Raw genomic sequence first — 14,036 nt, 5'->3', positions numbered from 1 at the left:
ATTTTGCTTAGCCTCGTTTGCTTTCTGGCTCAACGATTTCGATATACGCTTCAGAACGCATTTCGTCTAACCAGGTTTGTAGCTCTTCATTAAACTTACGACGGAAGATTAATTGGTGAGCACGGTTACTGTTAAATTGCTCTGTAGCATCTGTTTTACGGCTAGCTTCAAGTTGAACAATATGCCAGCCATGAGTTGTTCTAAATGGCTCACTGATTTGACCTTCTTGAAGACTCGCTAAGGTTTGAGAGAACTCTGGCACATAAATGCTTGGGTCTGCCCAGCCTAATTCACCACCTTTAGCCGCAGAACCTGGATCTTCTGAATACTGGCTGGCTAATTTTGCAAAATCAGCATCACCTGAACGTACTTGAGCTAAAAAGTTAGTTAACATCGCTTTAGCACGATCTTCCGATAAAATCGGTGATGGTTTTAATAAGATGTGGCGAGATTTAACTTCTGATAATTCTTGCGTTTGTAATCCACGAGTATCAACGACTTTAATGATATGAAAGCCTGAACCTGATTTTATTGGCCCAATAATGTCACCTTTTTTTGCATTGCTAACAACTTCTGCAAATAAAGTCGGCATTTCATTAATGTTCATAAAGTCCCATATACCCCCTTCTAAGGCTTTTGGGCCGCCAGAAGATGCAATGGCAGTGCTACGGAAATCATCACCGTCATTTAAGCGTTTAAGTACGATATCCGCGCGGCGGCTAGCACTTTCAAGCTGTTCGCTTGTTGGGTTACTTGGTATTTCAATCAAGATATGACCAATTTGGAATTCAACATCTTTTAAGCCTTGTTCTTCAATTAGCTTCACTAAACCACTAATTTCTTGTGGTGAAACCTGAATGCGGCGTTGAACTTGAATGCGCTGAATTTCACCTAGGGTGACTTCTTGGCGTAACTGCTCTCTATATTGGCTAAAGCTGGTGCCTTCGCTTTCGATAGTTTGTTGCATTTTTGCAACTGAGACTTTCTGTTCTTTAGCGATATTTTCAATCGTTTGGTCTAATTGTAAATCACCAATTTGTAAGCCGATACGTTCAGCTGTTTGCATTTGTAAATGCGTTAAAATGAGGCGTTCGATAACTTGGGTACGTAAGGCATCATCAGACGGTAAAGCTTGATTAGCAGCTTTAGCATTGGCTTTAACCGTTGACACCATGTTGATGATTTCACTCTCAAGAATGATACCATCATTAATTTGTACTGATACGCGATCTAATGGTATTGGCGCTGCAACACTGGTGTTACTCATAGCCAATGCTAGTAATGCAAAAATTATTTTTTTACTGTGTTTCATCCACAAAATCCTTGGCACATTCGATTCAATATAAACTGGCGATACATCGCCAAAATAAGATTACTACTTCATACTCAACAGCATGTTTGTTGTTATTGGACTATGAGTTTATCGCTAGGTTCAGCAATCTATCACAAAAGATTGCTAATTCCTCAAGTAAAGTGGTTTACGGTAGTTAAATAAGCCTTCATTTAACATGTCGTCTACCCCTAACGGACCCGATCCCCCTAGGCCTTTTATAACAAAGTTTAGGTAAACGCCGCTTTCAAACTCTTCGCGGCCGTCAATGGTTTCTGATAAATCATCATCATAATTAGTTTTGATACGGTAATGATAACTTAGGCGTAATGCCCAGCAACATGATTCGTATTGTACGCCAGTATAAGTTTCAATATTACGAGATTCATTGAGGTCGTAATAGTAGTTACCGACAAAATATAAATTGTCACTAATAGGCCAAGATGTGCGGACACCAGCTTGTGAAATATCAACTTGGTCATTGGTATTGGTATTAAGTAAGTCGGGTACAAAGCGATAGCTTAACTGCAATAATCTGTCATTACTCGGGCGATAATCCAAGGTGACTTCATTTTTTTTATTCTCACCGGTTTCAGTGTCATGTTGCACTGAACCACTGATAAACCAATCGTTGTATAATTGTGCATCTAATTCGGCAGCTAATACCGACGTAGACTGAGAGGCTTCTTCGTAAGTATCGTCAATGCTAACTTTTGAGTTTTCTAAATACATAATCTGACCAACACTAAACTTAAGTTTTTCGCGGTTTGTTTGATCAAACAAGCGGGTGGTAAAACCTAACGTAAATTGATTGGCGTCTGCTACGCGGTCTAAACCTGAATATTGGCGATCGCGAAACAATCCGTAGTAGTCTTCTTGTAATTGTGCTGTGTCATAAATACCAATATCGGATTGGTCTTCATAACCGACATACAGATATTGAATTTGCGGTTCAAGTGTTTGGCGGTATTGCTCGTCAAACATTTGGGTTGCCCGTTCAAAATTGACTTGACCATGTAAACGCGCTTGCGGAATGGTGCGGCTTATACTGTCATTTAAGGTTGAATCTGGATCGATATTTTGCTGCCAATACTGAGTTTGGAGTAATTTTACTTCACTGGTAAACGAGCCTGCAGGTCCTTGAATTGGCCAAATTAAGCTAGGAACTAAGTGTAAGCGGGTCGCAGTATTGTAGTCATTATCTTGATGGCGAAAGTTGGTGAGTTCAGAATTAAATTTAAAGTCGATTGAGTTAAAGATGTCTGCAGAACGATAGTTAAAGTTCAGCTGTGGCATCACTTGATACGGTTTTTCATCTTCGCCAAGGACTTTAATGTCTTGCACACGCATATTGAAGTCCCAGTTACGTTCAAAATAACTGGCTTCACCAATTCGCGATAACTGGTTGTCGGTTGACTGATTTACATCGGAATTTAAATCGTTGAAATAATTATTATCAGACACATCGGTATAGTCTGATCTTACGCGCCAGTTTTTGTTGACGGCACCTTGATGACTCCAATGATACAAATAACGGTCAGCATTTGAGGTTAGCTTACTGTCGCTACCCAAATATTCGACATTGAACTGGCCATTTTGTTGCTCGCCAGCAAGGTAGCGAAATTCTGTTTTGGTATACAAGCCACGCGAGGACATAAAGTCTGGAGTGAAGGTTAAATCAAACTCTGGGGCGATATTCCAATAATAAGGAGTACTAACTTCGACACCGTTAGTGGTGCTAGTACTAAAGCTTGGGAATAAGAAGCCGGTTTTACGCTTATCTGATACTGGTACTGTCATATACGGAATATACAACACCGGAATATTGCCGATACGCAGCTTAGCATTCCAAATCTCACCCCATTCCTCTTTACTGTCAATTTTGATCATGTCAGCTTCAAGCAGCCATGACTCATCGCCAGGGGGGCAGGTGGTAAAGTTGGTTTTGGTTAGTAAGAGATTATTGTCTGAAGTGATCTGGAGTTTTTCTGCATCGCCATGCACTTGTTGGCCATGCAACCAATACTTTGCCCCTTTCAAGGTGGCATTATTGGCACTCATTTGAGCTTCTAAAGTATCAGCTGTAACGGTAAATAACTCGTCTTTGAAGATAAGGTTACCGTCGGCATTCAAGCGCTGTTGTTTTTGATCTAATACGGCATTATCAGCGGCAATATGACGCAGCCCCTGACTGAAACTGACATCTCCCGAAAATTCGGCCTGGTTATTGTAAGAAACAGTGGAGTGATCGCTAATGATAACAATCTGATCGTCAGAGATGCCGGTTAATGCAGCACGATCTTCGAATGAACGAGAAACTGGCGGCGCGACAACGCATTGCGACACAGGCGCTTCGGTCGTTGTTGGCTCATCAGCCAGCACGATATTTGGGAGTAGGCATAATGCCAAAAAATAACGGATCTGCATTGTTGTCAATAATTTATGAATTCTGATACCGGAAAGTTTTGGAGAGAAAAAGATACTCAGCTAGATGAAACATTCCATTCTTTAGCTGTTTCCAAATGTTATGCTGGCTATAATAAAGCAATTTTTCGTTAAGAGCCATTGAGATGATTTTATCTGATCCAAGATTTATCGCGTTAAATAACTGGTTACAACAATATTTTGGCGAAAAAGTTGCCATTAACTTGATCTGCGGTGATGCCAGTTTTCGACGTTATTTTCGTATTCATCATCAAGGTAAGCATTATATTGTTGCTGATTCACCTATCGACTTAGTCCCTATCGCGCCCTTTGTGGCGGTAGCGAAAGCTTACCAATATGCTGGATTAGTGGTACCGCAAGTGCTTGCTACCTGCAATGAGTTCGGTTTTGTGTTACAAACCGATGTAGGTGAATTACAACTGTTGTCGGTACTCAATAAAGACAATGTGACCGACTATTATCAACAGGCATTACATTTATTAGCGCTGATTGCGACGGTGACGGAAACCGAAAATGGTCCATTAGCAAATTACGATAGCGCTTTTGTGATGCGAGAATTAGCAATTTTTGTCGATTGGTTATTAAAAGAACATTTAGATTACGCATTGACGAACAATGAGCAGGCAATGATTAAGTCTACGTTTAGTGCGTTAACTCAAAATGTCATTGCCCAACCCCAAGTCGGCATGCATCGTGATTATCATAGCCGTAATTTACTGATAAATGATCAAGCGTTAGCGGTTATCGATTTTCAAGATGCTGTATATGGGCCGGTGACTTACGATGCTGTTTCGCTGCTGCGTGATTGTTATGTGCGTTGGCCAGACGATGTCGTTAATCCGTTGATGAGATATCATTATCAACTCGCAAGAGATCATGAATTGATTAATGCCAATATTACGTTTTCAACTTATCAACAATGGTTTGATTTAATGGGCATACAACGTCACATTAAAGCCGCCGGTATATTTGCGCGTTTATATCATCGTGATGGTAAGCGCGGTTACTTAGCCGATATTCCATTAACCTTACAATATGTTGCTGATATTGGGATGCAATACCCAGCAATTGCTGAATTTAGCCAATGGGTGAGTAAGGTGATTTTGCCATTAGTAAACCACAAAATCATTAATGAGGCGGTAAGTGAAACATGAAAGCAATGATTTTAGCGGCGGGGCGCGGAGAGCGTCTGCGACCATTAACCGACTCTTTACCTAAACCGTTAGTGAGTGTTGCTGATAAACCGTTAATTGAATACCACTTAGAAAAACTGGCTTTATTAGGCGTGGCTGAGGTGGTGATTAATCAGGCCTGGTTGGGGCATAAACTACCTCAAATGCTAGGCGATGGCAGTCGCTGGGGCATGAATATTAGTTATAGCGAGGAAACCACCGCTCTAGAAACGGCTGGTGGTATCAAGCAAGCATTACCGATGTTGGGTAATGAGCCATTTCTCGTTATCAATGGTGATATATTTATCGATTATTTACCCGATATCGCCTTGGCCTATCACAGCGTTAAGCAAGGTGAGGCCGATGCCTTTTTATGGTTAGTTGATAATCCGCAGCACCATCCACAAGGTGATTTTGCTATTGGTGCCCAAGGTCAATTAACATTATGCAACGAGTCAAGGTTAACGTTTGCTGGGCTAGGGGTTTATCATCCTCAATTATTTAGTGACTTACCCAATGGTAAACAAGCTTTGGGACCGTTGCTGAAACAATCCATTAACCAACAGCGGATTTATGGTGAGCATTTTAAAGCTTATTGGTGCGATGTTGGCACTCTTGAGCGACTAGAACAATTGCAGAATAGATTACGGGCTCAAGCTTAAGTCATGTGATTGCGCCTAAGTGATGGGCGCAGAATATATTAATTATTTTAACCGTAGTGGAAAATAACATGCGAATTTGGGGTAAAGTTTTTGGGTTTATCATTGGGTTTATGTTCGGGCGTTTTTTTGGCGCTATTTTAGGCTTATGGTTAGGCCATGCTTATGACAGGCGTCAGGGGTTAAGCTCGTTAATTCGTAAAGGCGGTGAACGTCAGGCAATGTTTTTTAATGCTACATTTGCCGTAATGGGCCATGTTGCTAAAGCATCAGGACGCGTAACAGAAACCGACATTCGTATTGCGACCATGCTAATGGATCAAATGAAGTTGTCGGGGCAATCTCGTGTTGATGCACAAACTGCTTTTCGCCAAGGTCGCCAAGCTGATTTTGATTTATTAGCCCAGTTAGAACTGTTTCGAAAAGCCACCCAAGGCAGAGTTGAGCTAGCGCAGATGTTTTTGGAAATTCAAATTCAAACGGCTTTAGCCGATGGCGAGTTACAAGCTAATGAGAAGCAAATACTGTCTGTTATTGCCACTAAGCTAGGTCTAGCTGCCCAACTTGATGCTTTACTGGCGCGTTGGCAAGCAGAGTTTAGCCACCATCAGTCGCCGCAAGGAAATCAAATGCCGCTGACCGATGCCTATGTGCTACTAGGTGTGCAAGAATCTGCTAGCGATCAAGATGTTAAGCGCACTTACCGCAAACTGATGAATGAACATCATCCAGACAAACTTGTGGCAAAAGGCTTACCAGAAGAAATGATGGAGCTGGCTAACACCAAAGCGCAAGATATCCAAGCCGCTTACGAGCGCATTAAAACCTCTAGAGGAATGCGTTAGCGCAAGCCAATAACGTATTTTTGTAAGCAATGAAATGGGGCTGTAAATGAAAATAGTAGTATTAGATGGTTATACACTTAATCCGGGTGATTTGAGTTGGCAAGCGCTTGAAGCATTGGGCGAATGTGATATTTACGACCATACAACACTCGACCAAATCGTCATTCGTTGCCAAGGTGCGCACATCGTACTGACCAATAAAACCCTATTGAGTGCTGCGACCTTAAAGCAACTGCCCGCATTGACCTATATTGGTGTTCTAGCCACTGGAACTAATGTGGTCGATGTTGATGCAGCAACAGCGCAGGGCATTGTTGTCACTAACATTCCCGCTTATGGCCCAGATGCCGTAGCACAAATGGTGTTTGCGCATATTTTGCATCATCACCAACAAGTGGCTTTACACCATCAAGCTGTTAAAGCCGGGCAGTGGGCTGCTAATAGAGATTTTTGCTTTACCTTAAGCCCATTAACGTCATTAAAGGGCTTAACTCTTGGCGTGGTAGGTTATGGCGATATTGGTCAACAAGTCGCTAATTTAGGTATCGCTTTTGGGATGAAAGTATTGATTACTACCCCGCAACCTAAAACCAACTTACCTGATGCTATTCAATGGTGTGAACGCGACAGTTTGCTTAAACAAGCCGATATTATATCGTTACACTGTCCGCTTAATGTTGGCACTAGATACATGATTAATCGTGACAGTTTAGGCTTACTCAAGCCAGGCAGTTTAGTGGTTAATACCGCCCGCGGTGATTTGATAAATGAAACCGATTTAGCTCAGTGGTTAAATAATGGTAACGGCTTTGCAGCAGTTGACGTGTTATCGACCGAGCCACCCTTTAGCCATAACCCATTACTTAGTGCCGCAAACATAACTATTACGCCACATATTGCTTGGGCAACATTGCAGGCTAGACAAAATCTACTCAATATAGCGGTCGAAAATATACTTAATTTTCAACAGGGTAATGTATCGAATCAAGTTAACGGTTAATGCCTTTTATCAAAAAGTAATACGGATATTCGCTTATGTCACTATGGAAAACCTTGTTTGATTTTGTCGATAAAGAACGTACAAGGTTTGATAACGTGCGCCATGACACCCATGCGCTGCAATTTGAGATTGAATCAAACATTCATTTTATCGTTGATGGTTTAGCGCTAAAACTTAGCGCTGCCGATATTATTAATGGGCTAGAAACCAAAGCATTTGAACATGCCATGAGCTCAGGTTTACGTATTCGACAGGCTACATTAAGCACTAAAATTATTGAGGGTTATAAAGAGTTCGATAAGTATTTAGGTGAGCCTAGTGATGTGCTAGTTAAAAAGCTGTATATGAAAATTACCGTATTACGAAAGCTGATTAACGCCGGTAAGCTTGATCAAGACCTTAAGCTTAAATCATTGTTTCGTTTGCTGATGTTAGTTCACTTTCACTTAGCGGCTAAGCCGCTGCCAAAAGCTAAAGTTAAAGCTAAAAACTAAAATATCAGGCTAATGCCGCTCATTTTATCACTCATTAAAATACATAAAGCCGCAGGGACTTATAAAAACACTGCGGCTGCAGTGTTATTTAGCTGCGTTTAAAACAATACCTTGATATGGCTGGCAACGTTTTTTGCTTTTTCGACTGCTTGTTCTACCGTGTTATCGCGGGCTAGCGCCACACCTAAGCGACGGCGACCATCAATGTCTGGCTTACCAAATAAGCGTAATTGAGTGTCGGCGGGCGCTAAAGCGGCTGCCATACCCTGGTAACGGATATTGGTTGATGTGCCCTCAGCAAGAATAACCGCAGAAGCACTAGGACCATGCTGCACAATATTGCTTATTGGTAAGCCTAAAATCGCACGTACATGCAAGGCAAACTCAGATAAATCCTGGCTGATTAAGGTCACTAAACCAGTATCGTGTGGCCTTGGCGACACTTCAGAAAAATACACTTCATCACCACGAATAAATAGCTCAACACCAAAGAGTCCATATCCACCTAATGCCTCAACAACTCGTTGGCTCATCACTTGTGCCTTGTGTAATACCTCAGCCGACATCGCCTGGGGTTGCCACGATTCACGATAATCGCCATCTTCTTGTCTATGGCCAATGGGATCGCAAAAATGAATGCCATTTACGGCGCTAATCGTCAGTAAGGTAATTTCGTAATCAAATGGAATAAAAGCTTCAACAATCACTCGTCCTTTACCTGCTCGGCCGCCTTCTTGGGCATATGCCCATGCTTGCTGAATGGTTTGTGCTGACTTAATCACACTCTGGCCTTTACCAGACGAACTCATTACTGGCTTAACTACGCATGGAATGCCAATGTCGGTAACGGCCTGTTCAAATGCAGCTAGAGTGTCACAGAAAAAGTACTGTGATGTTGGTATTGATAACGTTTCTGCCGCAAGTCGTCGAATACCTTCACGATCCATGGTGAGTTTAGCCGCGTTAGCGGTTGGCACTACATGCAAACCTTGCTGCTCTAGTTCCACTAACGTTTGAGTGGCAATAGCTTCAATTTCTGGAATCACTAAATCTGGCTGCTCCAGCTCGATAACGTCTTTTAATGCTTTTGCATCCAGCATGTTAATCACATGAAAACGATGGGCAATTTGCATTGCTGGGGCATTGGGATAGCGATCCACTCCAATAACTTCAATACCGTAACGTTGTAGCTCAATGGCAACTTCTTTGCCGAGTTCACCGCAACCTAATAGCATCGCCTTAATCGTGCCAGAAGTATTTGCTGTGCCAAATGTAGTAGCAATAGACATGGTAATTTACAGCCTCTGTGTAGGGATATTCTTATATACAGAACAGTGTAACGAGATGAGGCATTAAAAATCCAATATAAAAATCAATCATTGGCTAAAAACGCATGTATTTCGAGGTTTGTTGTGATGAAAGATTGTATTTAATTACGATAAGTCTAGATGTATAGGCGTGTAGTGGTGAACATGCCAAGAGTGAGTGGATAATAGTCATCACACTACAGCGTTGAATTCAGGGGGAGGATAAGATAAAAAAGCCAACATCATTGAATTAACGTTGGCTATAAACGATTTGAATTTAGCGTTAACTAAGGTTTAACGAGTAACTCAGCAGCGGTTAAAATGAGCTCTGGCGCAGGGCGAACCTTGTAGTTTGGATTCACATATTGAAAATGAATTAACCCACTTTTATCTGCCATATAGACAGCCGGCACCGGTAATACTAAACGCTTTTCACCCTGGGGAGTGGTAAATAGCTCATTAGTCACCGCTAAGCTTGCAGTATATTTTTTTGTGATATCTGCGCTGGTGTAATAGGCTAAACCAAAAGCTTGCGATGCTGCCATTGACGTGTCTGATAGCAGTAAATAATCGAGTTTTTGATCGTTGATTGATGCGCGCATTTTTTCTGGCGTGTCAGGTGAAATCCCTACTAACTGAAAGCCCATTTCAATTAGTTTAGGTTCAATTGCTTTTAATTGACCCATTTGCGAATTACAAAATGGACACCAACCGCCACGATAAAAGAAAAATATCGTTGGTTTTTGAGCGATAAGCTTACTTAATTCAACCGCTTTACCATCAACGTCTTGCAAGGTAATGGCAGGTATTTGGTGACCATTAAGTAGCGGCATGACATTATTTTCGTCACTGGCAATGGGTTTAGCCACACTGGCTAGGCTAGTTAGCGTGAGCGCAGTGGCGATAAGCAGAGTTTTTAACATGGTATGTCCTTGTATTGTAATATCCCGAAAATGATTATTAGCACAGTAAAGTATATAACTTGTAGAAGCAGACCTGCTATTAGCCGAAATAGTTTCATTAAAACGTAAAAAAGGCGCCGAAGCGCCTTGTTGATATAGCAGAGTAACTTTATTTAATCTTTTTGTATTTTACTGTGCTGCTTACTTTACCGACTTTAACACGACGACCATCCATGTTTTTCTCAGCAATCATTTGCGCGCCAGCGTTATCGCCGCGTTGTTGTTTTTTGGCAAAGCTACGACGCTTTTCAATTTGCTTAAGCAGTACTTCTCGGCTACCAACTTCATAACCAGGTACTGTGATACGACGAATTTGTTGGCCGATGAGTTTTTCGATATCCGCTAGAGTACGTTCTTCTTCACGGCTCACAAATGATATCGCGACGCCGGTTTTACCCGCACGACCGGTACGGCCAATACGATGGACATAATCTTCAGCTAAAAAGGGTAGGTCATAGTTAACAACGTATTCAAGATTTTTAATATCAAGACCACGAGCAGCAACTTCGGTAGCCACTAATACGCGAATTTTGCCTTCAACGAATTCACGCAGTGCACGACGACGGCTGCCTTGTGCTTTCTCGCCATGAACGACACCTGATGGAATACCATCTAAGTTCAGCTCTTTAACTAATTTATCTGCAGCGTCACGAGTCGCAGTGAACACCAATACTTGTTGCCAGTTTTTGGTACCAATAAGCTCAGATATTAATTCACGCTTACGACGCTGTTCAACCGGATACACCACCTGACTAACGGTGTCAGCAGCAGTATTTTGTTTATCAACCGTAATCACTTTAGGCTTATCAAGCATGTCATTGGCCAGCTTTTTAACCTCAGTAGAGAAGGTCGCTGAGAACAACATGTTTTGACGCTTTTTGTTTACTGCTTGAAGGATCTTTTTAATATCGGCACTAAAGCCCATATCAAGCATACGATCGGCTTCATCAAGGACTAAAAACTCAACATTAGACAAACTTAAATTACATGCCACTATGTGTTCAAGTAAACGCCCAGGCGTTGCCACAATAACGTCAGCACCGCGTTTAAGTTTCTGCGACTGAGTCTCAATTTTAACGCCACCATAAATGGTTAATACGGTTAAGTTGAGGTGTTTACTGTAAGCAGTAATGTTGTCGGCAACTTGCGCTGCTAGCTCACGGGTAGGCGTAAGAATTAAAGTGCGAGTATTAGACGGCATCGTCTCTTTTGGGTTGTCGCACATTCTTTGTAATATAGGCAATGCAAATGCTGCAGTTTTACCGGTACCTGTTTGAGCGCTAGCTAGGACGTCTTCACCACGACGGATTGCTGGGATCGCTTGTTGTTGAATTGGCGTCATAGATTGATAACCGCACTCAGCGATCGCGCGTAATATTTCTGGGGCGAAGCTAAAAGATTCGAATTTCATGGTGCGGTTCCTGTATGTACATCAAAACAAAGCGATTTAGTTGTGATAAGTTAAGTTATCTATACAACGTCAATCTAGAATATTGGGGCCGATAGCCATTATTAATGGCAGACTTCATGCTTAACTGGGTTGATTAACGTCTTAAGATAGTTGAAAAACGTTAAGCTTGAATGATACACCCAATTGAGTGCCATCGATAAGCGGCCGCGGAGTATAACAAACTTTTGTTTAAATCCTGAACTTTATCTGTGTCCAGAGAGTAAGATTTTTTAGTAAAGACAAGTTTGACGGCTATGGCGATACGCTAATGCTATTTAGGTCAGGTAGTGTTCAGCACAACAAACAGTTTTTTGATCAAAAATAAGCTAGTGTTAGCTGCGCGTCGCGCCGTATTAATGCCATCCACCAGTCCTGTTATACCGTGATTATTGGCTTAGCGCTGCTAAGTTTGATACAAGATATGCTCTGTAATTGGATTGGTCAGCGTCAATGCTACCTCAGTGTGCATCTCAATAGGGGATTGCTATAAAGGGGATATAAAATCGCCAACGTATTGAGGATAAATTGTCGGCTTAATTAATTTACATTGTTCAAGTTATCGATCTACTCAGCGACTAGTTACTATTTAGTATCAATAAAAGAGGATAAATTGCATGGTAAATTCGAATGGAGTTCTTGCTCGCAATAATGTGAAAATAATGGGTCACGGTAGTAAAACGTTGGTGCTTGCTCATGGATTTGGATGTGATCAAAACATGTGGCGCTTTTTAACCCCAGAATTAGCAAAGCAGTTTACTATTGTACTATTTGATTATGTTGGATCTGGTGCTTCTGATATCTCCCAATACAGCAAAAGACGTTATGGCCAACTTGAAGGATATGCTGAAGACATTATCGAAGTATGCGCAGCATTACACTTGTCGGATGCCATTTTTATCGGCCATTCGGTGAGTAGTATTATTGGCGCAATCGCTGCGATTCAAAAACCTAAGTTATTTTCTAAGTTAATAATGATATGCCCTTCACCATGCTTTTTAAATTTTCCACCTGAGTATTTAGGCGGTTTTGAAAAAGAAGATTTGCAAGAACTGTTGAATCTAATGGATAAAAACTATATTGGTTGGGCTAATTATTTAGCACCGTTAGTGATGGGAGCAACAAATTCGGATGATTTAATCGGGGAGTTATCAGGCAGCTTTTGTTCTACCGATCCGGTGATTGCTAAAAACTTTGCAGAAGCCACTTTCTTATCTGATTATCGTTACCTTTTAAAAGAGATTCAACAACCGTCATTAATTTTACAAAGTGAAAATGATGCGCTGGCTTCAATATTTGTTGGCAAGTTTGTGGCCAGTGAGATAACTCATAGTACCCTTCACGTTATCGCTGCTGAAGGCCATTGTCTGCATATGACGCATCCCGAAGCCATTATGGATTTAATAATAGAATATGCGAAATAATACCAATGATAAATAACCAACTAGCGAGTTATGAAGCATATAACATCTCTTCTGATAGCTTTCCATGTGGCGCTTTAGTCACAGATCCTTCCAGAGTTATTACCTACGTAAATTCATATTTTACTAACGAGCTATTGTGGAAACCTGGTGAGCTTATCGGTAAAAGTGCTGATGTGATATTGACTCATTCATCAAGAATATTTTTTCAAAGTTATTTAATTCCAACACTTTTACATGAAAAAATATGTCAAGAAATGCAGCTGATAATATTTAATGCTCAAGGGCTGCGCATTCCGATTACGGTTAATGCAAGTTTACGTGATGATGGCTGTATTTATTGGAGTTTTTTCAATGCATCTAAAAGAGACCAACTTTATGATGAGTTAATAAAAACCAGAGAAATACTTGAACAGCAAGCGGAAAAACTAAAGCTACTTGCTTCAACCGATGAGTTAACTGAGTTGTTAAATCGCAGAGAAATGAAATACCGCAGTGCTTTAGTGCTTGAACAAGCGGCAAGATCTCATCAGTCGGTAGGTTTATTAATGCTAGATATTGATCATTTTAAAAAAATAAATGACACCTTTGGCCATCTAGAAGGTGACCGAGTTTTAAAGGAACTGGGTAAGTTATTAAAGGAATTCTGTCGACAAACCGATCTTGTGTCTCGTTTTGGTGGGGAGGAGTTTCTGATTATGTTACCCGATACCAGTCTGAGTGATACGTTAGTATTTTGCCAAAGGCTGCATAAGTCAATTGAGCAAATTAAAGTAGATGATAGCCTAGTGACTGTGAGTATTGGGGTTAGTATTGGGGTTAGTATTGGCGAAGATAAAATATCCTTTACAGACTTATTTACTCAAGCCGACAATGCGATGTACAAAGCGAAAACATTGGGTAGAAATAGAACCGAAGTTTATGCTGCATACTCTTGAATAAACCGAATTAGAT

General features: G+C 41.1%; 12 protein-coding genes. 7 read left to right on the top strand and 5 right to left on the bottom strand.

Features of this window, described 5'->3' with window-relative positions:
* Positions 1-7: 7 nt before the first annotated feature.
* Together surA and lptD are read right to left on the bottom strand one after the other, a co-directional pair.
* Entirely contained in the window at positions 8-1,312 is a 1,305-nt protein-coding gene (gene surA, locus EGC82_RS17465; protein ID WP_124731887.1) for a peptidylprolyl isomerase SurA, read from the bottom strand.
* 144 nt (positions 1,313-1,456) lie between these two features.
* Complete coding sequence (gene lptD, locus EGC82_RS17460; protein WP_124731886.1) at positions 1,457-3,757, bottom strand: LPS assembly protein LptD; 2,301 nt, start codon at positions 3,755-3,757, stop codon at positions 1,457-1,459.
* A gap of 143 nt (positions 3,758-3,900) precedes the next feature.
* On the opposite strand from lptD, the gene EGC82_RS17455 reads away from it, so the two are divergent.
* The 5 genes from EGC82_RS17455 to EGC82_RS17435 all read left to right on the top strand — a co-directional run bounded on the left by EGC82_RS17455 (position 3,901) and on the right by EGC82_RS17435 (position 7,945).
* Positions 3,901-4,929 (top strand): aminoglycoside phosphotransferase family protein, encoded by a 1,029-nt coding sequence (locus tag EGC82_RS17455; protein ID WP_124731885.1) that lies wholly within the window; start codon positions 3,901-3,903, stop codon positions 4,927-4,929.
* Positions 4,926-5,609 carry an N-acetylmuramate alpha-1-phosphate uridylyltransferase MurU gene (gene murU / locus EGC82_RS17450; RefSeq protein WP_124731884.1) on the top strand — a complete coding sequence of 228 codons (684 nt, stop codon included), beginning with the start codon at positions 4,926-4,928 and terminating at the stop codon, positions 5,607-5,609. The genes EGC82_RS17455 and murU overlap by 4 nt, the downstream gene beginning before the upstream one ends.
* A 68-nt stretch (positions 5,610-5,677) precedes the next feature.
* The gene (gene djlA, locus EGC82_RS17445; protein ID WP_124731883.1) at positions 5,678-6,451 is read left to right on the top strand and encodes a co-chaperone DjlA; all 774 of its coding nucleotides are present in this window, start codon (positions 5,678-5,680) and stop codon (positions 6,449-6,451) included.
* Between the two features lie 46 nt (positions 6,452-6,497).
* Positions 6,498-7,451 (top strand): D-2-hydroxyacid dehydrogenase, encoded by a 954-nt coding sequence (locus tag EGC82_RS17440; protein WP_124731882.1) that lies wholly within the window; start codon positions 6,498-6,500, stop codon positions 7,449-7,451.
* Between the two features lie 35 nt (positions 7,452-7,486).
* Positions 7,487-7,945 (top strand): hypothetical protein, encoded by a 459-nt coding sequence (locus EGC82_RS17435; RefSeq protein WP_124731881.1) that lies wholly within the window; start codon positions 7,487-7,489, stop codon positions 7,943-7,945.
* A gap of 98 nt (positions 7,946-8,043) precedes the next feature.
* On the opposite strand, the gene purT is transcribed toward EGC82_RS17435, so the two are convergent.
* The 3 genes from purT to EGC82_RS17420 all read right to left on the bottom strand — a co-directional run bounded on the left by purT (position 8,044) and on the right by EGC82_RS17420 (position 11,625).
* Positions 8,044-9,234: a formate-dependent phosphoribosylglycinamide formyltransferase gene (gene purT / locus EGC82_RS17430; RefSeq protein ID WP_124731880.1), complete on the bottom strand. Its 1,191-nt coding sequence runs from the start codon at positions 9,232-9,234 to the stop codon at positions 8,044-8,046.
* Between the two features lie 305 nt (positions 9,235-9,539).
* Positions 9,540-10,175: a peroxiredoxin-like family protein gene (locus EGC82_RS17425; RefSeq protein ID WP_124731879.1), complete on the bottom strand. Its 636-nt coding sequence runs from the start codon at positions 10,173-10,175 to the stop codon at positions 9,540-9,542.
* Positions 10,176-10,323: 148 nt separating this feature from the next.
* Positions 10,324-11,625 carry a DEAD/DEAH box helicase gene (locus tag EGC82_RS17420; RefSeq protein WP_124731878.1) on the bottom strand — a complete coding sequence of 434 codons (1,302 nt, stop codon included), beginning with the start codon at positions 11,623-11,625 and terminating at the stop codon, positions 10,324-10,326.
* A 653-nt stretch (positions 11,626-12,278) separates the two neighbouring features.
* On the opposite strand from EGC82_RS17420, the gene EGC82_RS17415 reads away from it, so the two are divergent.
* Together EGC82_RS17415 and EGC82_RS17410 are read left to right on the top strand one after the other, a co-directional pair.
* Positions 12,279-13,085: an alpha/beta fold hydrolase gene (locus EGC82_RS17415; protein ID WP_124731877.1), complete on the top strand. Its 807-nt coding sequence runs from the start codon at positions 12,279-12,281 to the stop codon at positions 13,083-13,085.
* 5 nt (positions 13,086-13,090) lie between these two features.
* Positions 13,091-14,020, top strand: coding sequence for a sensor domain-containing diguanylate cyclase (locus tag EGC82_RS17410; protein ID WP_124731876.1), 930 nt, complete (start codon positions 13,091-13,093; stop codon positions 14,018-14,020).
* Positions 14,021-14,036 lie beyond the last annotated feature (16 nt).

The organism is Shewanella livingstonensis, from assembly GCF_003855395.1.
Classification (GTDB): domain Bacteria; phylum Pseudomonadota; class Gammaproteobacteria; order Enterobacterales; family Shewanellaceae; genus Shewanella; species Shewanella livingstonensis.
The sequence above is the reverse complement of the archived record's forward strand: the minus strand, read 5'-3'. Positions and strand labels throughout refer to the sequence as shown.

Coding starts and splice junctions, on each gene's coding strand:
- surA (WP_124731887.1), bottom strand. CDS start 1,312: ATGAAACACAGTAAAAAAATAATTTTTGCATTACTAGCATTGGCTATG.
- lptD (WP_124731886.1), bottom strand. CDS start 3,757: ATGCAGATCCGTTATTTTTTGGCATTATGCCTACTCCCAAATATCGTG.
- EGC82_RS17455 (WP_124731885.1), top strand. CDS start 3,901: ATGATTTTATCTGATCCAAGATTTATCGCGTTAAATAACTGGTTACAA.
- murU (WP_124731884.1), top strand. CDS start 4,926: ATGAAAGCAATGATTTTAGCGGCGGGGCGCGGAGAGCGTCTGCGACCA.
- djlA (WP_124731883.1), top strand. CDS start 5,678: ATGCGAATTTGGGGTAAAGTTTTTGGGTTTATCATTGGGTTTATGTTC.
- EGC82_RS17440 (WP_124731882.1), top strand. CDS start 6,498: ATGAAAATAGTAGTATTAGATGGTTATACACTTAATCCGGGTGATTTG.
- EGC82_RS17435 (WP_124731881.1), top strand. CDS start 7,487: ATGTCACTATGGAAAACCTTGTTTGATTTTGTCGATAAAGAACGTACA.
- purT (WP_124731880.1), bottom strand. CDS start 9,234: ATGTCTATTGCTACTACATTTGGCACAGCAAATACTTCTGGCACGATT.
- EGC82_RS17425 (WP_124731879.1), bottom strand. CDS start 10,175: ATGTTAAAAACTCTGCTTATCGCCACTGCGCTCACGCTAACTAGCCTA.
- EGC82_RS17420 (WP_124731878.1), bottom strand. CDS start 11,625: ATGAAATTCGAATCTTTTAGCTTCGCCCCAGAAATATTACGCGCGATC.
- EGC82_RS17415 (WP_124731877.1), top strand. CDS start 12,279: ATGGTAAATTCGAATGGAGTTCTTGCTCGCAATAATGTGAAAATAATG.
- EGC82_RS17410 (WP_124731876.1), top strand. CDS start 13,091: ATGATAAATAACCAACTAGCGAGTTATGAAGCATATAACATCTCTTCT.